The organism is Nonomuraea sp. NPDC050783 (assembly GCF_040802095.1).
Taxonomy (GTDB): domain Bacteria; phylum Actinomycetota; class Actinomycetes; order Streptosporangiales; family Streptosporangiaceae; genus Nonomuraea.
This window is the reverse complement of the sequence record NZ_JBFAHK010000006.1, coordinates 355,925-380,695: the sequence shown is the minus strand read 5'-3', so window position 1 is coordinate 380,695 and position 24,771 is coordinate 355,925. Positions and strand designations below refer to the sequence as shown.

Genomic DNA, 24,771 nt, shown 5'->3' with positions numbered 1-24,771 from the left:
TTCACGTCGTTACGCAGTATGGACCCCGACGGCGACGAAAACTCATCGCCGCCCGTCACGGGCTGACGGGCGGCTCGTCCTGGTACGCCCGGTGCAGCAACGCCACGAACTCCGGGGCCCCGGGAAGCTCGGCTTCGCCGATGCGGCGGACGGGCACGGCGGGCGTCCAGGAGTTCATGACCACGGCCCCGGACAGCCCGGCCAGATCGGCGAGGGTGACCTCGCGGTCGTGCTGGGGGACGTCGAGCGCGGCGAGCCTGCGGCGCAGGATCGCCGTGGTGACGCCCTCCAGCCGGCCGGCCACCGGCCACACCACGGCGGAGCCGTCCCAGAAGGCGAGGTTCCAGATGGTGGCCTCGCTCAGCCGGCCCCGGCGGTCGACGAAGGCGGCGTCGTCGAAGCCCGCCTCGGAGGCGCGGCGCCGGTGGTAGATCTTGGCGGCCTCGCCGGTCTGCTTGACGGCCGGGAGGAAACGCTCGTGCTCGACGGCGGCGAGCGCCAGCGGGCCCTCGGGGACGGCGGCGGGCGGCCCGGTGCGGATCAGCACCTCCGGCTCGTCGGGACGCGCGCCGGGCCACAGCGTGGCGGTCAGCGACAGGTCGGCCGGGCCGTCCTCGATCGCCGCCCGCAGGAACGCCCGCACCCGGTCGACGGACAGGGGCAGGCCGAACAGCTCGGCGCAGGCGTTCCGCAGCCGTTCCAGGTGGAGGTCGAGGCCCCGGACCCGGCGGTCGCGGACCTGCATGGCGGTGAAGTGGGCGTACCCGGCGAAGGCGAGCGGCGCGAGGTCGGCGGCGGTGGCCGGGCGGCCGTTGAGGTGCGCGGCCCAGACGGCCGGCGTGGCGGTCGGCATGACGGGGAGGCTCCTTCCGGTCATCCGATCACTTTAAGGGCCACCGGCGGCCGGCGGGCGAGGGGGTAGGGCTGGCCCCACCCCGCATGTGGGTGGCGGCGGCAATGCCGGGCCGGATGCTCCCTCCCTAAGGTCAGTGATGTCCTGATGGCCCCGTTGAACCAGAATCGAGCGTCATGACCATGAAGACGATGACCGTGATCGCAGGTGTGCTGGGGCTGGCCGCGGTGGCGACGGGATGCGGTGCCGGGGGTGCGGCCAGCAAGGCGACCTCCTCGTACGAGGTGCCCGGCGAGGTGACGGCGCTGCGGGTGGAGGCCGACTCCGGCGCCGTCGAGCTCGTGGAGTCCGACCGGCGGGCCGTACGCGTGACCGAGCGGCTGGTCTGGCACAAGAACAAGCCGGAGACCCGCCACGACGTGCGGAACGGCACGCTGGACCTGGGGTTCCGGTGCCCGGTGACGTTCGGGATCGGGGCCGTCGGGACCGAGTGCGAGGTGAGCTACCGGGTGGAGGTCCCCCGGGGGCTGCGGGTCGAGGCGAGCACCGACTCCGGGGACATCACGCTCACGGGCCTGTCCGGCGAGGTGAGCGCCCGCACCGACTCCGGCGCGATCCAGGCCGGCGGGCTGGCCGGCGACCGGGTCTCGGCGGCGTCCGACTCGGGGGACGTCACCCTGGCCTTCACCGGGCAGCCGCACCAGGTGACGGCCAAGAACGACTCGGGCAGGACCGTGGTCCGGGTGCCGGCGGGGCCGTACAAGGTGGTGGCCGAGACCGACTCCGGCGAGAAGAAGGTCACGGCCGCCACCAGCGCGTCGGCGGCGCGCACGATCGACGTCTCCAGCGACTCGGGCGACCTGGAGGTCGTCACCCCCTGACGCCCCGGGGGGCGAGCCGCGCCACGACGCCCAGCCAGGCGGCCACGTCGGACGCCGCGAGGTGCCGGATCGCCCAGTCCACCAGGCGCAGGCTCAGATGCGCCCAGCAGACCAGCGCGACGTCCCCCTCGGGGGCGAGGACGTCCGCCAGCAGGCCCCGGCACCGCCGGTTGATCTCCGCCGTTCCCTGGACGACGCGTGGCGTGGGGGCACGCGCGGCGTTCCCGGGCAGGCGCTCCTGGACGGCCACCGGGGGGTGGACCAGCTCGTAGCGGGGGCCCGGATGGCGGTAATGGAGTGGTACACCCGGAATGTTGATGGTGCGTCCTAGTTCCCGTCGTTATCAACCGTCCCAGGAGTCACACCATGCATGTGACCGCTCGTATGGCCGCCACCGCCACCGCCGCCCTGCTCGTCCCGGCGCTCGCCGCCGCGCCGGCCTTCGCCGCCCCGGCCGGGGTGCCGGAGGGTGCCGTCGCCGCCAAGGTCGTCAAGATCGTGGACGGGGACACCATCGACGTGCTGCGCGCGGGCAAGCGTTACCGGGTCCGGCTGCTGGAGGTGGACACCCCCGAGCGCGGCCAGTGCTGGTCCGGCGCGGCCGGCGCGCGTACCGCGGCGCTGCTTCCGCGGGGCAGGACCGCCTACCTGCTGGCCGACCGGGAGCCCCGCGACCGTTACGGGCGGTGGTTGTATTACGTGTGGAACGCCAAGGGCGTGCACGTCAACCGCAACCTGGTCCGCTACGGCTACGCCAGGGCCGTGCTGTACAAGCCCAACGACCGTTACATCGCGCTCATGCGCGCCGAGCAGGCCAAGGCCAGGAAGCAGCGGCTGCGCATCTGGTCGGGCGCGTGCGACGGCGGCGGCCGGCCCCAGCCCACCCCGACGCCGACCCCGTCCAGGTCCAGGACGCCGGCCGGGAACGGCAACGGCAACGGCAACGGCAACGGGGGCGGGGGCGGGGGCGGGACCGATCCGCGTTACCGGACCTGCGCCGAGGCCAACGCCCACGGCCTCGGCCCCTACGTCCGCGGCCAGGACCCCGAGTACGCCTGGTACCAGGACCGCGACGGCGACGGCGTCGTGTGCGAGCGCTGACCGGCGCGCCGGCCCGGAAGCTCCCGGGCCGGCGCCGTTTGGGCGTTTTCTCCCAGGGCACCGGGTATCGCGACAAGGGCCGGGAACGGGGGGATGGCCGGTGCCAGAATTCGACGCATCCGCATACGGCAGAAGCATCGCCGACATCTACGACGAAACGGTGCACGACCTGCCCACCGACGCCGCCGTCGAGCAGCTGCACCGGCTGGCGGGCGGCGGCCCGGTGCTGGAGTTCGGCATCGGCACCGGACGGCTGGCGCTGCCGCTGGCCGCGCGCGGCCTCACCGTGGCGGGCGTGGACGGCTCGCCGGACATGGTGGCGGCCCTGCGCGCCAAACCCGGCGGCGACCGCGTCCCGGTCGCGGTCGGGGACTTCGCCTCGGCCCGGGTCGAGGGGAGCTTCGCGCTGGTCGTCCTCGCCTTCAACACGATCTTCGCGCTGCCCTCGCAGGAGGCCCAGATCGACTGCTTCGTGAACGCGGCCGCGCACCTGCGGCCCGGCGGCCGGTTCGTGGTGGAGACCTGGGTGCCGGACCCGGCGGCGTTCCGCAGCGACCGCACCGACCTGCGGCTGCTGGCGCTGTCGGACGACGTGGTCACCGTCGAGGCCGCCCGGCTGGCGCCCGCCGAGCAGATGATGTACACGACCAAGGTCAGGATGACCGGGGACGGGCTGCGCCTGCTGCCCGCCAACCACCGCTACGCCTGGCCCGCCGAGCTGGACCTGATGGCCCGGCTGGCGGGGATGGAGCGCGAGCACCGCTGGGCCGACTGGACGGGCGCGCCGTTCACCGACGACAGCCGGGCCCACGTGACCATCTACCGCCTGCCCGGAGAGGTCTGATGCCGCGCCGCACCACCCCTCCCGCCCCCCGCGGGATGCCGGACGGGCTCGACTACGTCCTGCCGCTGCGCTGGGACGACGACGCGGGCCTGGGCGAGCTGACCGCGTACCTGCGCCGCCTGTCCCGCCACGCCAGGATCATCGTCGTGGACGGCAGCCCGCCCGCCCTGTTCGCCCGCCACGCCCGCCGCTGGCACGGGCTGGTCACGCACGTGCCGCCCGATCCCGAGCCGGCCTGCGCCAACGGCAAGGTCGCCGGGGTGCGCACCGGCCTGCGGCTGGCCCGGGCCGAGCACGTGGTGATCGCCGACGACGACGTCCGCTACGACCCGGCGGAGCTGGCCGCCGTCCGCCGCCTGCTGGCCCGCGCCGACCTGGTACGGCCGCAGAACTACTTCTCCCCGCTCCCCTGGCACGCCCGCTGGGACACCGCCCGCACCCTGCTGAACCGCGGTCTCGGCGCCGACTACCCCGGCACGTTCGGCGTCCGCCGCTCCTTCTTCGAGCGGATGGGCGGCTACGACGGCGACGTGCTGTTCGAGAACCTGGAGCTGATCCGCACCGTCCGCGCCCACGGCGGCGTCGAGGCGGCCCCACCCGGCCTGTACGTGCGCCGCCTGCCGCCCGATCCGTCCCGCTTCTGGTCGCAGCGGGTCCGCCAGGCTTATGACGACCTCGCGCAGCCGGCCCGGCTGGCCCTCTTCCTCGCGGTCCTGCCCGCCCTCGCCGCCGCGCTGCTGCGGCGCAGGCCGGGGCCGCCGGTCGCCGGGGCCGTCCTGGCGGTCGCGCTGGCGGAGGCCGGGCGGCGCCGCGCGGGGGGCAGCCGGGTGTTCCCGCCGGACACGCCGCTGTTCGCCCCGGTGTGGATCCTGGAGCGGGCCGTGTGCAGCTGGCTCGCCGTCGCCGCGGCGCTGCGCGGCGGGGTCCCGTACGCGGGCCGCAGGCTCAGGGTCGCCGCGCACCCGCTGCGGCGGCTGCGCCGCCAGGCCCGGCGTCAGGTGCCGGGCGGCGGGTCGGGCTCGCTGGCGGCGCGGAAGCCGATCGCCTTGTGCGAGCCGTCGCAGAACGGCTTGGTGGAGGAGGCCCCGCACCGGCACAGCGCCACCGTGGCCCGGCCCGGGTCGATCGGCTCGCCGTCCTGAGTCAGCAGCTCGAACGCGCCCCTCACCAGCAGCGGCCCGTCCTCGCACGGCGTCACGGTCACCCCGTCGTTCACCCCGTCGTCGCTCACACCGATCCCTCCTGCCCCTCCCGCACGTGCGAAAACGACCGCCCGGCCCAGCCGGACGGACCCACCGCCCAGGAATCCGGACGACCTCGGGCCCGGCGGCTGCACTGACCGGGCCGCGCTCCCTACCGTCCTGACATCGACGACATCACGGGCATTCGACGTCAGGAGCACAGCGGTGACCTCACGAGGCGACGGAGCACGACCGGCCGGCCGGTCCCCGCGGCAGCCTGCCCGGACGGCCCGGGCGGCCAAGTGGGGCAAGGTCGCGGCCGTCGTGCTGTCCGCGCTGCTGCTGCCGGGCGCGGTGTCCGCGGTCAACACGGTGGGCAGGTTCCAGGACCTCTACACGGTGCGGGCCGGGGCGGCGGCGCTCCCGCCGTCGGACCGCCCCGCCGCCCACGACCCCGCCAAGCCCACCGTCGCCCTGCTGCTCGGCGGCTCGGGCACGAACGTGGCCGACCTGCTCGGCCCGTTCGAGGTGCTGGAGAGCAGCGGTGCGGTCAACGCCTACCTCGTCGCGGCCGGCCCCGGCACGGCGCCGCTGACCGGCGGCCTGGACGTGCTGCCCGACCTCACCTTCGACGGGCTGGACCGGCTGCTGGCCGGGCACGGCGACCGCCTGGACGCCGTGGTGGTCCCCGCCGTCCAGCAGCCGGACCCCGCCGAGTCGGCGCGGCTCGTCTCCTGGCTGCGCCGGCAGTCCGCGGCCGGGGCGGTGACGGTCAGCGTCTGCAACGGCGCCCGCCTGCTCGCCGGGACCGGGCTGCTGGACGGCCGCCCCGCGACCTCCCACTGGTGGCGGATGAGCGGCCTGCGCGCGGACTTCCCGCGGGTCGGCTGGGTCACCGGCCACCGGTACGTGGACGACGGCGGCGTGATCACCACGGCGGGCGTGCTGTCCGGCATCGACGGCGCCCTGCGGATCGTCGAGCGGCTCGCCGGCCAGGACGCCGCCCGCCTGGCCGCCCAGCGGGTGCGCTGGCGCCACTACTCCCCCGGCACCGCCGCGCCGCTGCACGCCAGCAGGCTGGAGCCGCCGGACGTGGTGGTCGCGCTCAACGCCTCCTACCAGACGAAGCCGTCGCGCATCGGCGTGCCGCTGGTCGAGGGCGTCGGCGAGCTGGAGCTGGCGTCGGTGTTCATCTCCTACACCGAGGAGTCGATGATCGGGCGGACGGTGGCCGTCGGCGACGGGCCGGTCCGGTCGCGGCACGGGCTGACGTTCGTGCCGCGGGCGAGCCTCACGGCCGCGGCGGGCGGCCTGGACCGGCTGGTGGTGCCGGGCCTGGACGCGGCGCGGCGGCACGTGCTGGGCACCGCGCCCTCGGCGGCCACCGGGGGGTTGCGGCCGGAGTACCTGCACGCCCGCGAGGGGTTCCCGTTCGACGCGGTGGTGCTGGACGTGGCGCGTACCTATGACGTGCGGACCGCCCGGTGGACGGCGAAGACCCTGGAGTACCCGGTGCGGGACGTGCGGCTGAGCGGCAGCGCCTGGCCGTGGGGGGCGACGCTGGTGCCGGCCGGGCTCGCGCTGCTGGGCGCCGCGGCCGCGCTGTCCGCCGCCGCGCCGGCCCGCCGCGTATTGTGGTCGCGGCGCCGCCGGGCCGGAGCAGACTCTTGCACCAGGCAATGATCTGCTAGCGTAGGCCGCGGGTGCGCCGGGAAGTCTGGTCGGCATCGTTGCGGCATGCCTGGCGAAGGACCACGAGATGACACCCGATCCCACCGCCGACGGGAAAGCCCTCTCGCGGGTGCGGCAGTGGTTGTGCGGCACCGCCGTCGTCCTCGACCTGGTCGGCCCGCTGAGCGGGCCGGGCGTGAGCGTCCTGCGGCGGGAGCTGGCCACGGCGCTGGTCCGGCGCAGCATCCCGCTCCTGGTCCTGGACGCGACCAGGGCCGGCGACCTCGATCCCGACGTCGGGCTCGTCGTGACGGGCGCCGGGCGGCACGCCCGCGAGGCCGGCGGGCTGCTGATCGTGGTGGGCTGGCCCGAGCCGGTGCCGCCACCGGACGGGGTCGAGCTGCGGGCGACGCTGGAGCAGGCGCTGAGCGAGCTGGCGCGGACGAAGTCGTAGCAACTCGACAGTAAATGTCCCTGATGACCTTATTGCACTGTGCAAAGATGGGTATCACTGCCACATACCCTGTGAAGCCGGTCGGCGACGGCGAGAGACGGAGGAGCGTCATGAACTACGCGGACGCGGGCGAATCCGAATTCTCCTGGATCGTCGCCGAACGCCACGGCGTCGCCGTGCTCAGCGCGACCGGCGAGCTGGACATGGCCTCGGCCGAGGAGTTCCGCCGCGGCCTGACGGAGGCGATCTCGCACGTCCGGCCGCCGCTCGTCGTGGTCGACCTGCGGGGAGTGGAGTTCTGCGACTCCTCGGGGCTGAACGCGCTGATCCGGGCCTCCAGCACGGTGCAGGCGGCGGGCGGGCGGCTCGTGCTCAGCGGGCTGCGCCCGCGGGTGGCGCGGCTGCTGCTCGTGACGGGGCTCGACAAGCACTTCCCCTGCGCCGAGGACGTCGCCGCCGCCACGGCACTGATGGCCGGCACGAAAGCGTCCAGGACGGCCACCCGCGCCTGAACGCGCCCGGGCTCCCCTCCCGGCCACCCGCGCCCGAGCGCGCCCAGGGACCCTCTCCCGGCGGCCCGCGCCTGAACGTGCCCAGGACCCTTCTCCCGCCACCCCACCCTGAACGCGCGCCGAACCCCCTCCCGGCGGCCCGCGTCCGCGCGGGCCGGGATCTCGCCCCCGGCGGGCGGCGGCAAGTTTCCGCATGTCGCTGGCGTGGCGGCGGATCGAAGCCCGGATTGTCGGCTTAACCTGCGGAAACAGGCAGGCGGGCGGCAGCGGGCGGACGGGCGTTCGCGCCGGGCGTGCCACGAGGGAGGGACGGGCCCGATGAGCGATGCCGAGCACCCGAGCGAGCCGGCCGCCCGCCACGGCGCGCACGCCGCCCACCCGCCGCCCGGCCGGCCCTGGCGGCTGCTGGCCAAGCCGATGGAGTGGTTCCTGCTGGCCGTGATCGTCTTCCACCTGGCCCGGCGCACGCTCGCCCGCCGGGAACGCCGTCCCGGGCGCGGGCGCCGGTAGGGCGACCGGCCGCCCGAGGCACGGGGGCCGTGCCCGGGGCGCGGGGGCCGTGCCCGGTGCCCGCCTCCGGGACGGGTTCAGCCCACGATGAGCCCGGCGTCGGCGAGGACGGAGAACAGCAGGCCGAAGCAGAGCAGCGCGACGGGCCACACCTTCTGCGTGAGCGCGATCAGGATGCCGGCGAGGAGAGCGGCGACGGCGATGAGGGTGACGGCGTCCATACCGGCTGTTCCTGCCCGCGCCCGGCCCGGTCAGGCGCGATCAGGCCCGCCGGTCCCGCTCCAGGCGGGCACGCTGCGGCTCCACCGTGTACCTGGGGTCCCTGGCCGAGGTCAGGCCGGCGTGGAAGATCCCGAACCGGGTGCAGGCCGAGCCGGCCAGCAGCGCGGCACCGGCGGCCACGGCCGCGGCCCGGCTGCGGCGGCCCGCCGTCGCGCCGAGCAGCGCCCCGGCGACCGACAGCCCCTCGCCGAGCCGGGCCAGCCGCCCCTTGCCCTGCCTGAGCGGCTCGGCGACGACACCGAGGCGGCGCTCCATGCGTTGGGCGGCGGCCACCTCCAGCGCGGTGCCCAGCAGGGCCGCGTTGCGGGCCGGCCCCGCCTCGGCCACCGGCGCGGCGAACATGCCGAGCCCGCCGGCCGAGGCCATCGCCGACCCGGCGAACAGCAGCGGCAGCTCCCGGTGCCCGTCGTGCCAGAACGGCACGGCGGTGTCGGAGACGAGCACCGCCGTGTACGTGGCGACGGCGGCCCCGGCGAGCCCCGCCCCGGCGGACGCGGCCCGGCCCAGGCGCGGGAACCGGCCGGTGACGGCGGTCGCGGCGGCCAGCCCGGCCTGCGGGCCGTACGCGCTGAGGATCCAGGTGCCGACGCTCATCGGCGAGGTGACCTTGAACACGCGCAGCATGTTGAGGAAGCGGGCCGGCCTGCCCAGGTCGTGGATGAGCGCGTAGAGCGAGCCGCCCAGCGCGCACAGCGCACCCGCCTTGCCGGCCCTGGCCAGGTGCGGCCGGCCGGTCAGGTCCGCGGCCGCGGCCAGGATGGAGGAGGCGCCGGCCAGGCCGCCGAGGAACAGGTAGCCGGCGATGTCGTGGTCCTTCCAGGTGGGCTCGTTGAGCACCGGCAGCCCGTAGTAGGAGCGGGACTCGGCCTCCGGCTCCCCCGGCGACCCGGCCGCCCGCCCGCCTGGCTGCCCGCCCGGCTGCCCGCCCTGCCGCCCGCCCGGCTGCCCGGCGTGCCGGGCGCGCCCGCCGGCCGAGCCCACCGTGGCCTCGCGCTCGGCAGGCAGCCCGGGGTCCTCGTCCATGCGGACGTCCGTCCTGGACGGCGTGCCGTCCCCGGCGGCCGGGCGCCCGGCCGGCCGGCGCCCCTTGGTCCGGTGCTTGTTCACGTCCGGCTCCCCCACGTCGCCACGGCGATCCCGGCCAGCAGCACGACGGCCGCGGCGCCCGCCCGCCGCCACATCGACGGCAGGTCCCTCGTCGTCACCACCGGGTCCGGTGGCAGCCCGTAGACCTCGGGCTCGTCCAGCAGCAGGAAGAACGCGCCCGTGCCGCCGACGCCGTCGTCCGGGTCGTGGCCGTACAGGCGGGCGGAGTCCAGGCCGGCGGCGCGCGCCTGCTCCAGCCGCCGCGCGGCGCGCTCGCGCAGCTCCGTCAGCTCGCCGAACTGGATGGAGTCCGTCGGGCAGCTCTTGGCGCAGGCCGGCTCCTGGCCGACGCCGAGCCGGTCGTAGCACAGGGTGCACTTGGCGGCGACGCCGGTGCTCTCCCGCTTGCCGATCACCCCGTACGGGCAGGCCGGCACGCAGTAGCCGCACCCGTTGCACACGTCGTCCTGCACGACGACGGTCCCGTACTCGGTGCGGAACAGCGAGCCGGTCGGGCACACGTCCAGGCAGGCCGCGTGGGTGCAGTGCTTGCACACGTCGGAGGCCATCAGCCAGCGGAAGTCCATGCCGAGGCCGGGCTCCTGGTGGCCGAGCGGGCGCGGCTGCTCGATGAAGGCCACGTGCCGCCAGGTGTCGGCGCTCAGGCTCTTGGTGTTGTCGTAGGACATGCCGGTGAAGTCCAGCCCGTCCTCGGGGACGGCGTTCCACTCCTTGCAGGCCACCTCGCACGCCTTGCAGCCGATGCAGATGCTGGTGTCGGTGAAGAAGCCCATCCGCTCGGGATGGTCGGTGTAGCCGGAGGCGGTGGCCGGGTCGAAGGCCGTACCGCCGGAAGCCGAGCCGCCGGAAGCCGTGCCGCCGGGAGCCGTGCCGCTGAGCGTCATGTTCATGCCTCCATGCCGGTGTCGTCGGTGACGCCCGCGCGGCGCTGCCGGTCGCGGACGAGGGCGGGCAGGGCGGGCCCGCGCGGCCGGCGGCCGGGCCGGATGTCGGCCGAGAACGCCTTGACCTCCTGGATGTGGGAGTTCGGGTCGAGGGTGATCGACGACAGCTCGTTGGCGGCGTCGCCCGGGCTCATGCCGTTGGGCCCCCAGTGGAACGGCAGCCCGATCTGCTCCACCACCTTGCCGTCGAGGTGCAGCGGCGCGATCCGCCTGGTCACCAGCACGCGGGCCTCGATGGCGTTGCGGGCGGTGATGACCGTGGCCCAGTCGCCGTGCCTCAACCCGCGCTCGGCGGCCAGCTCGGGCGAGACCTCGCAGAACATCTCCGGCTGCAGCTCGGCCAGGTAGGGCACGGTACGGCTCATGCCGCCGGCGGTGAAGTGCTCGGTCAGCCGGTAGGTGGTCACCACGTACGGGTAGAGCTCGGCGCCCGGCTCGTCGCCGCTGGGGTTGGCGCGGTTGTGCTCGTGCGGGTAGAGCAGCCGGGCCGGGCTGCGCTGCTGGTGCGGGTGGAGCGGATTCCGGACCGGCGAGTCCTGCGGCTCGTAGTGGGTGGGCAGCGGCCCGTCGATCACCCCGGCGGGCGCGAACAGCCAGCCCTTGCCGTCGGCCTGCATGATGAACGGGTCGATGCCGGACAGCGCGTCGGCGCCGGTCGCACCCTCGGCCGGGCGGTAGCCGGGCGCCTTGGTCGCCTCGAAGTCCGGCACGTCGTAGCCGGTCCAGCGGCCCTGGGCCGGGTCCCACCAGACGAGCTTCTTGCGCTCGCTCCACGGCCGGCCGTCGGGACGCGCCGAGGCCCGGTTGTACATCAGCCGCCGGTTGTCGGGCCAGGCCCAGGCCCACTCGGCGGCGATCCAGTTCTGCTCCTCGGCGGGCTTGCGGCGGGCGGCCTGGTTGACGCCGTCCTTGTAGACGCCGCAGTAGATCCAGCAGCCGCACGAGGTGGAGCCGTCCGCCCTGAGCGCGGCGTAGCCCGGCAGCGGCTCGCCGTGCTCGTCCCAGCCGTTGATCTCGGCGAGGACGGCCTCGGCGACCGGCTCGTCGTGGGCGCCTTCGAGCGGGTAGTCCCAGGTGAGGCCGAGCAGGGGCGCGTCCATCGGGTCGGTGGAGCCGGCCAGCCGCTCGCGGATGATCCGGCCCAGGTGGTACATGAACCACAGCTCGCTGCGGGCCTCGCCGGCCGGCTCGACGGCCGCGTGGTGCCACTGGAGCATGCGGTTGGTGTTGGTGAAGCTGCCGCTCTTCTCGGTGTGGGCGGCGGCGGGCAGGAAGAACACCTCGGTGCCGATGTCCTCGGTACGCAGCTCGCCGGTCTCGATCTCCGGGCCGTCCTTCCACCAGGTCGCGCTCTCGATGAGGTTGAAGTCGCGCACCACCAGCCACTCCAGGTTGGCCATGCCCAGGCGCTGCATCTTGGCGTTGGCCGAGCCGACCGCCGGGTTCTCGCCGAGCAGGAAGTAGCCCTTGCAGGTGCCGTCGAGCTGGGCCAGGACGGTGTCGTAGGTGCTGTGGCTGCCGGTGAGCCGGGGCAGCCAGTCGAAGCGGTAGTCGTTGCCGGCGTCGGCCTCCGCGCCCCACCACGCCTTGAGCAGGCTGATCAGGTAGGCGGGCATGTCGGCCCAGTAGCCCTTGTGCGGCGCGTCGGTGCCCAAGAAGCCGTCGAGTGTGCGGTGCTGGTTGGCGTGCGGCATCGGGATGTAGCCGGGCAGCAGGTTGAACAGGGTCGGGATGTCGCTGGAGCCCTGGATGCTGGCGTGGCCGCGCAGCGCCTGGATGCCGCCGCCGGGGCGGCCCATGTTGCCGAGCAGCAGTTGCAGGATGCAGGCCGTGCGGATGAACTGGGAGCCGTCGCTGTGCTGGGTCCAGCCGACGGCGTAGACGAACTCGGCGGTGCGCTCGGGCCCGGAGTTCTCGGTCAGGTGGCGGCAGACCTCGGCGAACAGGTCCGGGGGGACGCCGCAGGTCCGCTCGACCAGCTCCGGCGTGTAGCGGGCGTAGTGGCGCCTGAGGATCTGCAGCACGCAGCGCGGATCGGTCAGCGTCTCGTCGCGCTGCGGGGTGCCCTCCATCGACTGGGCCATCGCGCCGCGCGTCTCGGAGCGGCCGGACACCCGCTGGGACGGGTCCCCGTCGCGGTCGCCGGCCGCGGCCACGACGGACGTGCCGGCGTACTGCCAGGTGTCGTCGCTGTAGTGCCGTTTCGCGGGGTCGAAGCCGGAGAACAGGCCGCCGAGGTCCTCGGTGTCGCGGTAGTCCTCGCTGATCAGCGTGGCGGCGTTGGTGTAGTTGACGACGAACTCGCGGAAGTACAGCTCGTTCTCCAGGACGTGGTTGACGATCCCGCCGAGGAAGGCCACGTCGGAGCCGGCGCGGATCGGCACGTGCAGGTCGGCCAGCGCGCTGGTGCGGGTGAAGCGCGGATCGACGTGGATGACCACCGCGCCGCGCGCCTTGGCCTCCATCACCCACTGGAAGCCCACCGGGTGCGCCTCGGCGAAGTTCGAGCCCTGGATGACGATGCAGTCGGAGTGCTGCAGGTCCTGCAGGAACGTGGTGGCGCCGCCCCGCCCGAACGACGTGCCGAGGCCGACCACGGTGGAGCTGTGGCACACCCGCGCCTGGTTCTCGATCTGCACCACGCCGAGCGCCGTCAGCAGCTTCTTGATGAGGTAGTTCTCCTCGTTGTCCAGCGTGGCGCCGCCCAGGCTGGCGATGCCCATGGTGCGGGCGGTGCGCCGGCCGTCGTTCTCCCACTCCCAGGTCGCCCGGCGGGTGTCGATCACCCGGTCCGCGATCATCTCCATGGCGGTGGCGAGGTCCAGCTCCTGCCAGTCGGCGGCGTGCGGCGGCCGGTAGAGGACCTTGTGCAGGCGGCTGGGGCCGGTGGTGAGCTGGAGCGTGGCGGCGCCCTTGGGGCACAGCCGGCCCCGGCTGATCGGGGAGTCCGGGTCGCCCTCGACGTGGACGACCCGCTCGTCCTTGACGTACACGTTCTGCGCGCAGCCCACCGCGCAGTACGGGCACACCGACTTGACCACGCGGTCGGCGTCGGCGGTGCGGGCCGACAGGCCGTCGGTGCGCGCGGACCTCACCGCCGTGCCCCGCCCTGACCGGTCAGGGCCGGTGAGCTGCCGCAGCAGCGGCCACGAGCGCAGCCTCACGACCGCCGGTCCTTCCCCGCCGCCGCGCGCTCGCCGCGCGCCCGCTCGCGAACCCAGGCGCGCACGTCCTCGCGGCCGGTCGGGCTGACCGTGCGCGGGTTGACCAGGTGCTGCGGGTGCGTGGGCAGCAGGCCCGGCCGGTCCCGCCGCCGCGGTCCGACGACGGTCTCGCTGCCGTCGGCCGGGACGCCGGTCGCGATGAGGTACGCCCGCCCGGGCGGGATGCCCAGCCGCCGGGCCGCCTCCTCGTAGCCCTGGCCCTCTGCCAGCAGCCGCAGCACCTGCTCCTTGCTCGGCATGGTCCGCCTCCGCCTCCGCCTCGTCCCTGGGCCGCAGCCTGTGGGTCGCCGTCCGTGAGCCGCGGTCGGGGGCCGCAAGCCGTCCCGTTCCCGGGCTCCGATGTGCGGAAAACCAGCATCCAGCCCGTACCGGGGCATGGTCCGGCAAAGCGGCGGGGTATGGGTCAGGAGCCGGGCGACGTGGCCTTCCGGGACGACCACGCCGCCGTCCACCTGGCTCCGGCCGGCGTGGACGGCCGGCCGGCGGAGCCGGTCAGGGCCGGCCGCGGCCGGTCAGGGCGTCGCGGATGCGGTCCACCAGGCCGGTGCCGGGCGCGAGCAGCTTGTTGCCGGGCGGGGTGTCGGGCGCGGCGGGGTGGGGGCGCGTCGGCGCCGTCTTCTTGGCCCGCTCGATCTTGGCGCCCAGCTCCTCCAGGTCCTCCTGCGTGCACGCCTCCCGCAGCCGCGGGAACAGGTCGTCCTCCTCCTCGCGGATGTGGTGGCGGATCTCGCTCATCAGCCGCTCCAGAGTGGGCCAGAACTCGGCGTCCCCGGGCTCCAGCTTCTCCAGGTCCTTCATCGTCCGCTCGGCCTCGGCGTGCTCGGCGAGCTCGTGGTCGGCCGTCTTGTCGCCGCCGGGCACGTGCCGGCGCACGGCCGGATACAGGTGCTCCTCCTCGGCGACGGAGTGGCGGACGAGCTCGATGACCACCTTCTCGGCCAGCAGCTTGGGCCGCTCGCCGATGGCGCCCTTCATGCCCTCGAGTTCGACGAACATCTCCTCGACCTCGCGGTGGTCGGTCATCAGCACCGAGATCACGTCATTGCGGTCGGCCATGCCGGGGGTCCCCTTCCTCGTCGTGGAACGAGTCCCTCACTTCCCCATGACGGCGGCCGAAACGCCGGAGGTGACGGCCCTCGGAAAAGGGCCGGAAAGAAGACGGTTTAACCGGGATCGTGCGAGGTAGTGGCCGCAGGACGCCCGGCCGGCAGGACGGGCGGCGACACGACGGCCCGTGGGAGGTGAAGATCATCCTCGTCGTGGCATTGGCCATCCCGATCATGGCCCTGGTCGGCCTGATGCTCATGCAGGTACTGGAGGAGACGCTGCTGCCCTCCTCCTCCCCGGCATCCGGCCCGCGCATCCCTCAACCCGTCCCCGTCGAACCCGTCCCCGCGGAGCCCGCTCCGGCCGAGCCCGTCCCCGCCGGGCTCGTCCCCGCCGGGCTCGCCGCCGCCGAGCCCGTCCCCACCGAGCCCGTCCCCACCGGGGCCGGCGCTTCGGCCTCCACGGACGCGGGACTCCCCGGCTCCCCCGCGAGCACTCCCCGTGCCCAGCACCGGCGACCGTCCCACCGGACGCGCCGGTCCAGGATCACCCGCCCGCGCCGCATCGGGCGGCGGGCCCTCCATCACGTCCTGCCGCGGCACGGGCGGCACGCGGCGTCCCCGGCGGCGCCGGAGACTCCCGTACCTTCCGCGGCTTCCCTGGATTCCGCGGCTTCCGTGGATTCCGTGGCTGCTGTGGCTCCCGTGGCCTCTGTGACCTCCGTGCCCGACGACGGCGCGCCGGGCGGGGTGGCCGCCGCGCTGTCGCCGGCCCCGGTCCCGGTGGCCGAGAGCCGGATCTGAGCGGAGCCCGGGGCATGCGGCCGAGTATGCCCCGGGCTCACGCACACCCCCGGGAAGGGGGGCCGTCCCCCGGCGTCACGGCTTGGTCAGGCGCACCAGGAAGCCGTCGTGGTCGGTGTAGGTCAGGCCGTACGTGTCGGTGCCGGCGAACGCGAAGTCACCGGTGAAAATCACGTGCTGCACGTCCCCGTCGCCCTTGCGGACGTTGCCGGCCGGTACGCAGTTCTGCGCGTTCTCCGGGTCCGAGGTGTCGTACTCCAGGTTGAAGTCGCCGCCGACGACGGTCCTGCCCGAGATGCCCTCCGCCGACCTGATGGCCGGCACCGCGCTGAACATCAGCGCCCGGCACTGCGCCAGCGCGACTGGCTCGCTGGAGGAGCTCAGGTGGGTGGCGCACGACAGGTGGTCGCCGATCGCGTACGCGCAGGCGAAGGTGCGCTTCTCGTTGGTGGCGTCCTGGGCCGCGTACTCGCCGGCCCAGCCGTTGACGCCCTGCCACAGCGCCACCGGCACCCGGCCGAGGACGGCGTTGCCGAAGCTGTCGCCGTTCGTGCAGGTCACCGGGTCGCCGGACTGCTTGTTCACGGCCGGGTAGAAGACGGAGTAGGTCCAGTCGTCCGGCCACGCCTCGGCGAGTGACGGCTGCAGGTATGCCGGCAGGTCGCCGGCGCAGATCTCGTTGAGCGTCACCAGGTCGGGAGCCAGGTAGTAGATCAGGTCGCCGCCCTCGTAGACGGCCTGTCCCCCGGCGTAGCAGCCCGCGTGACCGCTGTTGCAGAGGTTGAGCTGCAGCTCGTGGAAGCGGCGGGCGGCCGACGGCGCGGACCGGTCCGCCCGGCGCGCGATGGCGGGCGCGGCCGGGCGGGGCCTGCCGGCGCGGGCCTCGGCCGTCCGCGCCGCGGCCGTGGCGCCCATCGGCGCGACCGCGCGCACGGGCAGCGGCTCGATCGTGGCGGGGGCGGGCCCGGCGGTGGCCGGGGGCGTCAGGGCCAGGACCAGCCCGCACGCGGCGGCCAGGGCGGTCGCCAGGCGGCGGGCGGAGCGCGCGATCTTCACGGGGTGCCGTCTCCCTTCCGTCGCGATCGATGGTGTCCGGCGGAGGGGCCGGCCGGAAGAGCCTTTACATCTAGCCGCAAACACGACAAAAGCCGCATTTCGGGTTGACGGCCGGGGACCTGCGTGGTGTCGTACGGGAGGACAGGGGCAGTCAAGGCCATAAGGGACTGAATGGGTACCTTAAGGATCCATTTCACCGCCGACGACCTGGCACGCGTCACCCTCGCCGACCAGCCCGACCCCCTGTGGGAGGTCATCTTCACCCGCTTCCGCCTCCGGGACCGGATGCGCCCGCTCAGCTTCCGGCACTGGTTCGCCGGGCTGCACGCCGAGCCCGCCAGGACGGCCCGCATGCGGCAGGGCGCCCTGCTGCTGGACGTGCTGGCCCCCGCCGGGCCGTACTTCCCCGACTTCCTCACCCCGTACGAGGGACGGCGCGGCCTCGACCACGGGCTGGAGGCGCTGCTCGGCACGCCGAAGCGGCGGCTGGCCGCCGAGCTGGAACGGCTCTCCCGGCACCGGCCGCTGCCCGGCTGGGCCCGGCCCCTCGCCGAAGGCGACCCCGGCGCGCTCTGCGGGCTGGCCGGCGCCCTGCGCGACTACCACGCCGCCGCGGTCGCCCCGTTCCAGCAGGCCGTCGCCGCCGCCTTCGCCGCCGACCGCGAGTGCCGCGCCAGGGACCTGCTCGGCGGCGGGGTCGAAGGGCTGCTCGCCGGGATGGCGCCGCCGATCCGCTGGAGGCCCCCCGTCCTGGAGACCGGCTACGCGGTGGACCACGACCTGGTGCTGGGCGGGCGCGGCCTGCGGCTGGTGCCGTCCTACTTCTGCCAGCGCGCGCCGCTGTCGCTGGCCGACCCCCGGCTGCCGCCGGTGTTGATCTACCCGATCGAGCAGCGGCACCGGTGGCGGCCCGCGGCGGCCCGGCGTACCGACCTGACCGCGCTCATGGGCGCGAACCGCTCCGCCGTGCTGCACGCCCTCGACCACGGCACGACCACCACCCAGCTCGCCCGCATGCTGCGCGTCTCCCCCGCGACGGCCAGCCGCCACGCCACCGTCCTGCGCGAGGCCGGGCTGATCGACACCCGCCGCGACGGCACCGCGGTCGTGCACACCCGCACCCCGCTGGGCACGGCGCTCCTGGCGGGCGCCACCGGCGACCGGCCCCCGGCGCAACCGCCTCCCTGAGCCGTCTCCCACCAGCACCGTCCTGAGTCCGAGGCCCGCCTGCCCCACGCCGGCCATCACGAACGGGAGCGTCCGGACATGAGCGACACACCGCGGCTGCACCGCGCCGGCCCCGCCCTGCTGGAGCGGGCCCGCGAGCTGCGCCCCCTGATCGAGCGCGAGGCGGCCGCCGCCGAGGCGTCCAGCCGGCTCACCGGCCCCGTGCTGGACGCCCTGCACGAGGCCGGGATCTTCACCCTCTGGATCCCCGTGCCGCTGGGCGGCGCGGAGTCGGCCCCCACGGAGCTGCTCGCCGTCCTCGCCGAGCTCTCCTACGCCGACCCCTCGACCGGCTGGGTCGTCATGGCCACCACCCTCGCCAACGGCACCGGCGGCGCATACCTGGGCGACGACGCCGTGGACCGGATCTTCGCCGACCCCCGCGCGCCGCTGATCGCCGGCCAGGGCACCCGGGCGGGCACCGCGGTCCCCGAGGACGGCGGGTTCCGCCTCAGCGGCCGGTGGGGCTTCGCCTCCGGCCTGCTGCACGCCCAGTACGCCCACAGCCTCGGCGCCGTCGAGGGCACCGGCGAGGCCCGCATCTGCATCACGCCCGTCGAGGACGCCAAGCTGCTCGGCAACTGGGACGTCCTGGGGCTGCGCGCGACCGGCAGCGTGGACTACGCCATCGAGGGCGCCTTCGTGCCGGAGTCGTACACGCACCTCTTCACCCTGGACGAGCCGCTGCGCGGCGGCGCGCTCTACCGGCTCGGCCTGCTCGACCAGGCGCTGATCTGCCACAGCGGCTGGGCGCTCGGCGTCGGCCGCCGCCTGCTGGACGAGCTGGCCCGCCACGCGGCCGCGGCGTCGCCCGGCGGGCGCCCGGGCCGGCTGGCCGGCAGCGACGCCTTCCACGCCGGGTTCGCCCGCGCCGAGGCCGGCTACCGCGCCGCCGCCGCCCTGGTGCGGCAGACCTGGGCGGAGGCCGAGCACACCCTGGAGGCGGGCCGCCGCCTCGACGTGCGGCAGGAGACGATGGTCCGCCTCGCGCTCAACCACATCACCTCGACGCTCACCGAGACCGCCCGCTTCTGCCACGCCGCCGCCGGGACGGCGGCGGTGCGCGACGGGCCGGTCCAGCGGCTGTTCCGGGACGCGCACGCCGGCGCCGCGCACATCACCTCAGGGCCTGAGGTGCTCGCGGAGTGCGGGCGCGAGCTGGCCGGGCTGGCCCCGGGCGAGTCCTGGGCGGTGCTCGGCCTGACCCGCGCCTGACCCGCATCTGACCGCGGCACGGGGCTGGGGCTGGGGCCGGTGACCGGTGACCGGTGACCGGCGACCGGCGACCGGGCTCAGGCGAAGGTGATGACGCGGCGGCCAGGGGCCGGGGCACCGCCGGGCCCGTCGCCGGAGCTGCCGGACTCGCCGCCGAGCCCGTTGCCCGGGTCGCCGCCCATGGCTTCCAGCGCCGCCGGGGCCTCCTTGCCGCATGTTGGTGCCACTGCGCCGCATGTTGCTGTCATCGCCCGACGCCTTTACATTGTAGATCACAAGCCTCGTCAGGTGGCCGGCGGGCCGGCCGCCGTCCACAGGCGTGGACCGGTCCGGCGGTCGAGGCGGCGCAGGAACGACAGCACGCCCGCCACGCCCGTCCCCCAGGTGTGACCGGGCTTGTCCAGGTCGTTGCCGGGGAAGACGGGAGCGGCGGGGTCGCCGCCGCTGCGCAGCAGCATGAGCTCGGCGACCTCCTCGGCGCCCCGCCAGTACGCGGCGTCGCCGGTCACCAGGGCGAGGTCCGCCAGGGCCTCGCCGATGCCCGCCAGGCCGCAGCACTGCGAGACCACCCACGCCTGCGGCGCCAGGGCGAGGCAGGCCCGCGCGCCGCGCTCGGCCAGGTCGAGGTAGCGGTGGTCGTCGTAGGCGCGGGCGGCGTGCGCGAGCGTGCTCGCCATCCCCGACATGCCCTGGCACCAGGACGCGCCCATCGGGCGGGCGTCCGGGCCGGCCAGCTCGGCCAGCAGCGCCTCGGCCGCGACGGCCAGCGCGGCGAGGCGCTCGCGGGCCGCCTCCCCCGCCCCGGGGTCGCCGGTGGCCTCGTGGTAGGCGAGCAGGAAGTCGGCGCAGCCCGCCTCGCCGTGGGCGTAGGCGGTGTCCACGGCGACGCCGGTGCCCGGCTGGGCGGGCGCCACGGCGTCCTCGGAGGCGGTGACCTCGCCGGCGATCAGCCGCCTGGCGCACTCCGCGGCGACGGCCAGGTGGCCGGGGTCGGGGTCGATCGCGGCCAGCGCCAGGTGGCCGGTGCCGATGCCGGCCACGCCGTGCGCCTGGTCGGCGCGCTGGTCGCCGTCCAGCGCGACGGGGCCCGGGCGGTCCAGCTCGGGGACGGCGGCGAGCCGGGCGGCGGCCAGGAACAGCGACGTGCCGGTGCGGCCGAAGTACAGGCCGGGCGGGAGGGGCACGGGCGGCAGCACGCGGGCGGTCCAGCGGGCCAGGTCGGCGGCGGTCGCCTTCGTCTCGGGGTGCAGCAGCAGCTCCATGCCGAGGCCGGCCGAGCCGGCGTAGACGTTGGTGACGGGCGGGGCGGAGCGGCGGGCGTCGTCGGGGACGTCCATCAGGCTCTCGGCGAAGCGGGCGCAGTCGCGCGCGGTGTGATCCAGGACGCGGGACAGCAGGTCACCGGTGCCGCGGATCGCGGGCGCCGCCGGGCGGCGGGCGGTCGTGCCGTGCCGCGCGCCCCGGGGCGCGGGGGCGGTGGGGGAGGCCGGAGAGGTCCCGCCCGCCGCCCGTGCCCTCGCCGCCCGTGCCCTCGCCGCCCGTGCCCTCGCCGCCCGTGCCCTCGGGGGACGCACCCTCGGCGGACGCACCCTCGGTGAACAGGCCGATCTCGCCGACGTAGCGGTTGAGGTCGAGGCTGCCCGCGTCCGTCATGACGAGGAACTCGTCCTCGCCGTGCCGGAAGTGGTCGAGCGGCCTGGGCACGCCGGGCACCCCGCGCAGGGCGCGCAGCACGCGCAGCTCGTTGCGCAGGTACATGCGCAGGTCCCAGCCCTCGGGGTTCTCGCCGACGTACGCGCGGGCCTCCTTGACGATGACGGGACGGCCCCCAGGGTCGGTGGCGCGGTAGACGTTGCCGCGCGGGCCGCGTACGACGCCGGAGGTGACCTGGTACCGGTTCCCGATGAGCCGCGCGGGCCTCGGGGCGTCCTCCCCGCCCGGGGGTTCCCCGCCGGGCGCGGCGGCGGGCTCCCCGGCGGGCGGCCGGAAGGGATCGGCGGCCCAGGGCGGGCAGGAGAACTCGGGCCCGGCCGCGCCCGGCAGCCGCTCGCCGTCCGGGCCCACGACGACGAGCTCGAAGTCGCCGTTGTCGTCCACCCGGTACTGGGGCAGGAAGGGGGCGTAGCGGTAGTAGACCGGCGCGTCGGGGCGTACGCGGCGGTCGCTGACGATGCGCGGCGCGGACAGCCCCGCGAGCGCGGTGGCCAGGTCGTGCCCGAGCGCGACGACGCGCTCCCGCGCCGGGTAGGCGGTGATCGCCTTGCCCACGGCGCCCGCGTCGAGGTCGCCGGAGTTGAGCTGCCGCAGCAGCTCGGCCGAGCGGACGACCTTGAAGTCGCATCCGTGGGCCAGCAGCACCGGCAGGGCGCGGTCAAGGGTCTCGTTCAGCGTTCCCGGGCGGGCCGACACATGGATCTTCCATCCCTGCGCCGGCATTTCTCCCGCCGGATCGTGCACGCTTATCCACGTTTCGTCCTGGTAAAGGTCACGGCTGTGCGTGGCGGCGAATTCCGCGAGAATTTCCGGCACCTCACCGGCGAGCGTCATTTCCGTACCCCTGTTTCCCCGGCTCTTTCCTGCGCGCAGGCGAAACGCGCGGTTCCACGCCATTCGCGGAACCGCACGCGGTCAGCGTTCTGTCAGACGATGGAAGGGCAGCAGGGGAAGCTGCTGCACATCGTGCGCTTGCAGGTGTTGACGCGAGCCTGGGGGCCGTGCAGGAGAGCGGTCAGCTCGCCGTCGAAGTCGACGTCGAGATTCTCCAGGTCCAGGACGCCTGCGTCGCGGGGCTCCAGAGCGAGCACGGACATGATGACTCCTTCCTTGGCCGTGGTGACGGCCGTTGCGCGGGGTCGGGGACGTCGGCTCCCGACGCCAGGTCGGCGCCGTCACCTCCGTCCTGACCGCGACTCAAATGTAGAGTCACGGCCAAACAGCGGCATTATTCGCATACTTGACCAAGGCTTCCATAACTGAGCGAGAACAAGCTCCGCAGCCGGATAATCACCTTTGCGGCGGACCTTTACAGGTCGGCAACGCCGTCCTAGATTGGCGGAGTGATTCGCCGTTCATCGCATGCGACATGAGGTTTTGGAATATCCGGCGTCGCACGCTTTCCCGTCCCCCGCTCCCCGATCGGTCGGGCCTCGCAGTCGCGTACTGGCAGAGCCACGACGAGGAGCTGCTGACGGCGAGCATCGGCAGGATCGCCCGCCGGCTGCCCTTCCTGGTGGCCGCCGCGCTGCGCCTGGCCTGGCAGGCGAGCGCCCGCGACACCGCGATCGCCCTGGCCGGCAACGTCCTGGCCGGCGTGTTCACCGTGTACGGGCTGGTGGCCACCTCCGACGTGCTGGGCTCGCTGTTCGCCGGCGGGCCCACGCCGGACCGGGTACGCGCGGCGCTGCCGTCCCTGGCCCTCGTCGCCCTGGCCACCGGGTTGCGCGGCGCGCTGCTCGCCGCCGCCGGCTGGGCGCAGGCCCGGCTCACGCCCCAGGTCGAACGGCTGGCCGAGACCCGGCTGTTCGAGCTGACCACGCGGGTCGAGCTGGCCGCCTTCGACGACGAGGACTTCCACAACGCCATGCGCCGGGCTCGCGACAGCGGCGTGCCCGACACGGCGACGGTGGTGGAGGCCACGATCGCGGCCCTGACCGGCGCGGTCGGCGTGTTGTCGGCGACGGCCGCGCTGGGGCTGCTCCACCCGCTGCTCATGCCGCTGCTGCTGGTCACGGCCGTGCCCGCGGGCTGGGCGGCGGTCCGCGCCGCGCGCCTCGGCTACCAGGCCTTCCACCGGCTGTCGGCGGCGCGGCGGCGCAAGTTCATGCTCTCGGACCTCATGGCCGAGCGGCAGCCCGCCGCCGAGGTACGGGCGTTCGGGCTGCGCGAGTTCCTGCTCGGCGAGTACGCCAAGGTCGCCGACCTGGAGCAGGACGTCCAGCTCGACGTGGCGCGCCGGCGCACCACGGTCAAGGCCGGCGGCGACCTGCTGACCGGCGTGGCCACGCTCGCCGTCTACGGCGCGCTGGCCGCGCTGCTGGCGGCCGGGGTCATCCCGCTCGCGATCGCCGGGACCGCCGTGCTCGCGATCAGGGCCGGGCAGTCGTCGCTGGCCGCGCTGGTCCAGACGCTCAACCGCCTCTACGAGGCCGGGCTCTACTTCGGCGACTACCTGGGCTTCCGCGAGCTGGCCGAGACCCGCGTCCCGGCCCCGCCCCTCACCGGAGGCGGCGCCCCCGCGCCGGGCACGCTCACCCGGCTGGCCGCCGACCGGGTCACCTTCACCTACCCCGGAGCGGCGCGGCCCGCGTTGCGCGAGGTCAGCGTCACGGTCGGCCGCGGCGAGGTCATCGCGCTCGTCGGCGAGAACGGCTCCGGCAAGACCACCCTGGCCAAGCTGCTGGCGGGCCTGTACCGGCCGCAGTCGGGCACTATCCGGTGGGACGGCCACGACCTGGACGGCCTGGACCTGCGCCGGCTCGTCTCGGTGATCGCCCAGGACCACACGCGCTGGCCGCTGACCGTCCGCGAGAACATCCTCATGGGCCGCCCCCTGGAGGAGGAGCGGCTGGCCGCGGCCACGGCGGCGGCGGGGGCCGACGAGGTGGTCGCCGCGCTGCCCGGCGGTTACGACGCGCTGCTGGATCGCCGCTTCCGGGGCGGGCACGACCTGTCGGGCGGGCAGTGGCAGCGGGTCGCGGTGGCGCGGGGCTTCTACCGAGACGCCGAGCTGGTCATCTTCGACGAGCCCACCTCGGCGCTGGACGCCCGCGCCGAGCACGCCCTCTTCGAACGCATCCGGCGGCACGCGGACGGGCGCGCCATCGTCCTGATCACCCACCGGCTGGCCAGCGTCCGCTACGCCGACCGGATCTACGTCCTGCGGGAGGGGCGGGTGGTGGAGGAGGGCGGCCACGCCGAGCTGATGGCCCACGCCGGCCTGTACGCCGAGCTGTACACCCTCCAGGCCGCCGCCTACCGCCCCCACCCCGACGCCCCGCCCCCCGCCCCAACGGACGGCGACCAAGAGGCGCGCGCGGGAGAGGCGGCCGTGCGGTGAGCACGACGACCGGGAACGCCCCCCAACGGACCGCGGCCAGAAGGCGCGCACAGGAGGCGATCACACCGTGAACACAACGGCCGGGAACGCCACCCCACCCACCCCCTCCCAACGGACGATGACCAGAAAGCGAGCACAGGAGGCGATCACACCGTGAACACAACGGCCGGGAACGCCACCCCGCCCACTCCCTCCCGACGGACGGCGGCCGAGCGGGCGCGGGAGGCGATCGCGCGATGAGTGCCCTGGCCGGGGCGGCGTACCTGGTGGTGGTTGTGGTGCTGCTGGTGGCGGCGGCCGGGAAGGCGCGGGACGTGCGGGCCTTCGCCGCCGATGTCGCCGGTTACCGGCTCCTGCCGCCCCGGCTGGCCGTGCCGGCCACCTGGGGGGTGGTCGCGGCCGAGGTGGCCGCGGCCGGGCTGCTCTCCGTCCCCTCGACCCGGACGTCCGGTGGGGTGCTGGCGGCGGCGCTGTTCGCGGCGTTCCTGGCCGCGATGGGCACGGCGCTCGGGCGCGGGCTGGACGTGCCGTGCGGCTGCTTCGGCGGCTCGGCCGACCGGGTCGGCCCCCGCACGCTGGTGCGGACCGGTCTGCTGCTGGTCCTGGCGGTGACGGCGGCCGTCGCGGGCGGCGCGGCGCCGTTCGCGCCGGCGCAGGTGCCGCCGGCGGTGCTGCTGCTGGCGGTGGTCGCAGGGGTGCCGCTCCTGGTTCCCGCGGGCGGCAGGGGGCCGGGCCGTCGCCTGACGGGTGGCGGGGCGCCAGGCTCGCGTCCGGCGGATGGCAGGACGCCCGGCCCGCGTCCA

26 protein-coding genes and 1 pseudogene are annotated in these 24,771 nt (G+C 75.1%); 13 read left to right on the top strand and 14 right to left on the bottom strand.

What is annotated here, in order from left to right:
* Positions 1 to 55 precede the first annotated feature (55 nt).
* Positions 56 to 877: an aminotransferase class IV family protein gene (locus tag AB0H75_RS19275; RefSeq protein ID WP_367797839.1), complete on the bottom strand. Its 822-nt coding sequence runs from the start codon at positions 875 to 877 to the stop codon at positions 56 to 58.
* Positions 878 to 1,029: 152 nt separating this feature from the next.
* Between AB0H75_RS19275 and AB0H75_RS19270 the strand changes: the two genes are divergently transcribed.
* Positions 1,030 to 1,734, top strand: coding sequence for a DUF4097 family beta strand repeat-containing protein (locus tag AB0H75_RS19270; RefSeq protein WP_367797837.1), 705 nt, complete (start codon positions 1,030 to 1,032; stop codon positions 1,732 to 1,734).
* On the opposite strand, the gene AB0H75_RS19265 is transcribed toward AB0H75_RS19270, so the two are convergent.
* The gene (locus AB0H75_RS19265; RefSeq protein ID WP_367797835.1) at positions 1,724 to 1,984 is read right to left on the bottom strand and encodes a hypothetical protein; all 261 of its coding nucleotides are present in this window, start codon (positions 1,982 to 1,984) and stop codon (positions 1,724 to 1,726) included. The genes AB0H75_RS19270 and AB0H75_RS19265 overlap by 11 nt on opposite strands.
* Positions 1,985 to 2,106: 122 nt before the next feature.
* Between AB0H75_RS19265 and AB0H75_RS19260 the strand changes: the two genes are divergently transcribed.
* From AB0H75_RS19260 to AB0H75_RS19250, 3 genes are all read left to right on the top strand, one after another.
* Positions 2,107 to 2,835 (top strand): thermonuclease family protein, encoded by a 729-nt coding sequence (locus AB0H75_RS19260; RefSeq protein WP_367797833.1) that lies wholly within the window; start codon positions 2,107 to 2,109, stop codon positions 2,833 to 2,835.
* Between the two features lie 100 nt (positions 2,836 to 2,935).
* Positions 2,936 to 3,679 (top strand): class I SAM-dependent methyltransferase, encoded by a 744-nt coding sequence (locus AB0H75_RS19255; protein WP_367797831.1) that lies wholly within the window; start codon positions 2,936 to 2,938, stop codon positions 3,677 to 3,679.
* Positions 3,679 to 4,821, top strand: coding sequence for a glycosyltransferase family 2 protein (locus AB0H75_RS19250; RefSeq protein WP_367797829.1), 1,143 nt, complete (start codon positions 3,679 to 3,681; stop codon positions 4,819 to 4,821). Before AB0H75_RS19255 ends, AB0H75_RS19250 begins: the two co-directional genes overlap by 1 nt.
* Here AB0H75_RS19250 and AB0H75_RS19245 read toward each other — a convergent pair.
* Positions 4,785 to 4,877 (bottom strand): annotated as a pseudogene (locus AB0H75_RS19245) (hypothetical protein); the annotation flags it as partial. The gene AB0H75_RS19250 and the pseudogene AB0H75_RS19245 overlap by 37 nt on opposite strands.
* Before the next feature lie 208 nt (positions 4,878 to 5,085).
* Between AB0H75_RS19245 and AB0H75_RS19240 the strand changes: the two are divergent.
* The 4 genes from AB0H75_RS19240 (at position 5,086) to AB0H75_RS19225 (ending at position 8,007) form a co-directional block, all read left to right on the top strand.
* On the top strand, positions 5,086 to 6,543 hold the full coding sequence (locus tag AB0H75_RS19240; protein WP_367797827.1) for a DJ-1/PfpI family protein: 1,458 nt from the start codon (positions 5,086 to 5,088) through the stop codon (positions 6,541 to 6,543).
* Positions 6,544 to 6,619: 76 nt separating this feature from the next.
* Positions 6,620 to 6,985: a hypothetical protein gene (locus AB0H75_RS19235; protein WP_367797825.1), complete on the top strand. Its 366-nt coding sequence runs from the start codon at positions 6,620 to 6,622 to the stop codon at positions 6,983 to 6,985.
* A gap of 110 nt (positions 6,986 to 7,095) precedes the next feature.
* Positions 7,096 to 7,497, top strand: a complete 402-nt coding sequence (locus AB0H75_RS19230; protein ID WP_367797823.1) for an STAS domain-containing protein — start codon at positions 7,096 to 7,098, stop codon at positions 7,495 to 7,497.
* 318 nt (positions 7,498 to 7,815) lie between these two features.
* The gene (locus AB0H75_RS19225) at positions 7,816 to 8,007 is read left to right on the top strand and encodes a hypothetical protein (RefSeq protein ID WP_367797821.1); all 192 of its coding nucleotides are present in this window, start codon (positions 7,816 to 7,818) and stop codon (positions 8,005 to 8,007) included.
* Between the two features lie 77 nt (positions 8,008 to 8,084).
* Here the strand turns inward: AB0H75_RS19225 and AB0H75_RS19220 are convergent, their stop codons facing one another.
* The 6 genes from AB0H75_RS19220 to AB0H75_RS19195 all read right to left on the bottom strand — a co-directional run bounded on the left by AB0H75_RS19220 (position 8,085) and on the right by AB0H75_RS19195 (position 14,620).
* Positions 8,085 to 8,228, bottom strand: a complete 144-nt coding sequence (locus tag AB0H75_RS19220; protein ID WP_367797819.1) for a hypothetical protein — start codon at positions 8,226 to 8,228, stop codon at positions 8,085 to 8,087.
* A 40-nt stretch (positions 8,229 to 8,268) separates the two neighbouring features.
* Positions 8,269 to 9,396, bottom strand: a complete 1,128-nt coding sequence (gene nrfD, locus AB0H75_RS19215; protein ID WP_367797817.1) for an NrfD/PsrC family molybdoenzyme membrane anchor subunit — start codon at positions 9,394 to 9,396, stop codon at positions 8,269 to 8,271.
* Entirely contained in the window at positions 9,393 to 10,169 is a 777-nt protein-coding gene (locus AB0H75_RS19210) for a 4Fe-4S dicluster domain-containing protein (RefSeq protein ID WP_367798192.1), read from the bottom strand. The genes nrfD and AB0H75_RS19210 overlap by 4 nt, the downstream gene beginning before the upstream one ends.
* Before the next feature lie 113 nt (positions 10,170 to 10,282).
* Positions 10,283 to 13,504, bottom strand: a complete 3,222-nt coding sequence (fdh, locus tag AB0H75_RS19205) for a formate dehydrogenase (protein ID WP_367797815.1) — start codon at positions 13,502 to 13,504, stop codon at positions 10,283 to 10,285.
* Entirely contained in the window at positions 13,501 to 13,803 is a 303-nt protein-coding gene (locus AB0H75_RS19200; RefSeq protein WP_367797813.1) for a hypothetical protein, read from the bottom strand. The genes fdh and AB0H75_RS19200 overlap by 4 nt, the downstream gene beginning before the upstream one ends.
* Before the next feature lie 253 nt (positions 13,804 to 14,056).
* Positions 14,057 to 14,620 (bottom strand): hemerythrin domain-containing protein, encoded by a 564-nt coding sequence (locus AB0H75_RS19195; protein WP_367797811.1) that lies wholly within the window; start codon positions 14,618 to 14,620, stop codon positions 14,057 to 14,059.
* Positions 14,621 to 14,823: 203 nt separating this feature from the next.
* Here AB0H75_RS19195 and AB0H75_RS19190 point away from each other — a divergent pair, with 203 nt between their 5' ends.
* The gene (locus tag AB0H75_RS19190) at positions 14,824 to 15,414 is read left to right on the top strand and encodes a hypothetical protein (RefSeq protein WP_367797809.1); all 591 of its coding nucleotides are present in this window, start codon (positions 14,824 to 14,826) and stop codon (positions 15,412 to 15,414) included.
* 75 nt (positions 15,415 to 15,489) lie between these two features.
* Here the strand turns inward: AB0H75_RS19190 and AB0H75_RS19185 are convergent, their stop codons facing one another.
* On the bottom strand, positions 15,490 to 16,470 hold the full coding sequence (locus tag AB0H75_RS19185; protein WP_367797807.1) for a hypothetical protein: 981 nt from the start codon (positions 16,468 to 16,470) through the stop codon (positions 15,490 to 15,492).
* 171 nt (positions 16,471 to 16,641) lie between these two features.
* Between AB0H75_RS19185 and AB0H75_RS19180 the strand changes: the two genes are divergently transcribed.
* On the top strand, positions 16,642 to 17,658 hold the full coding sequence (locus AB0H75_RS19180) for an ArsR/SmtB family transcription factor (protein ID WP_367797805.1): 1,017 nt from the start codon (positions 16,642 to 16,644) through the stop codon (positions 17,656 to 17,658).
* 78 nt (positions 17,659 to 17,736) lie between these two features.
* Entirely contained in the window at positions 17,737 to 18,912 is a 1,176-nt protein-coding gene (locus tag AB0H75_RS19175) for an acyl-CoA dehydrogenase family protein (protein WP_367797803.1), read from the top strand.
* Between the two features lie 77 nt (positions 18,913 to 18,989).
* Here the strand turns inward: AB0H75_RS19175 and AB0H75_RS19170 are convergent, their stop codons facing one another.
* From AB0H75_RS19170 to AB0H75_RS19155, 4 genes are all read right to left on the bottom strand, one after another.
* The gene (locus tag AB0H75_RS19170; protein ID WP_367797801.1) at positions 18,990 to 19,139 is read right to left on the bottom strand and encodes a hypothetical protein; all 150 of its coding nucleotides are present in this window, start codon (positions 19,137 to 19,139) and stop codon (positions 18,990 to 18,992) included.
* Positions 19,140 to 19,196: 57 nt separating this feature from the next.
* Positions 19,197 to 20,249 (bottom strand): lanthionine synthetase C family protein, encoded by a 1,053-nt coding sequence (locus AB0H75_RS19165; RefSeq protein ID WP_367797799.1) that lies wholly within the window; start codon positions 20,247 to 20,249, stop codon positions 19,197 to 19,199.
* 61 nt (positions 20,250 to 20,310) lie between these two features.
* Positions 20,311 to 21,348, bottom strand: coding sequence for a hypothetical protein (locus tag AB0H75_RS19160; RefSeq protein WP_367797797.1), 1,038 nt, complete (start codon positions 21,346 to 21,348; stop codon positions 20,311 to 20,313).
* A 203-nt stretch (positions 21,349 to 21,551) separates the two neighbouring features.
* Positions 21,552 to 21,722, bottom strand: a complete 171-nt coding sequence (locus AB0H75_RS19155; protein ID WP_367797795.1) for a hypothetical protein — start codon at positions 21,720 to 21,722, stop codon at positions 21,552 to 21,554.
* 272 nt (positions 21,723 to 21,994) lie between these two features.
* Between AB0H75_RS19155 and AB0H75_RS19150 the strand changes: the two genes are divergently transcribed.
* The gene (locus AB0H75_RS19150; protein WP_367797793.1) at positions 21,995 to 23,968 is read left to right on the top strand and encodes an ABC transporter ATP-binding protein; all 1,974 of its coding nucleotides are present in this window, start codon (positions 21,995 to 21,997) and stop codon (positions 23,966 to 23,968) included.
* A gap of 236 nt (positions 23,969 to 24,204) precedes the next feature.
* The coding region (locus AB0H75_RS19145) for a MauE/DoxX family redox-associated membrane protein (RefSeq protein ID WP_367797791.1) at positions 24,205 to 24,771 on the top strand (567 nt) is incomplete at its 3' end.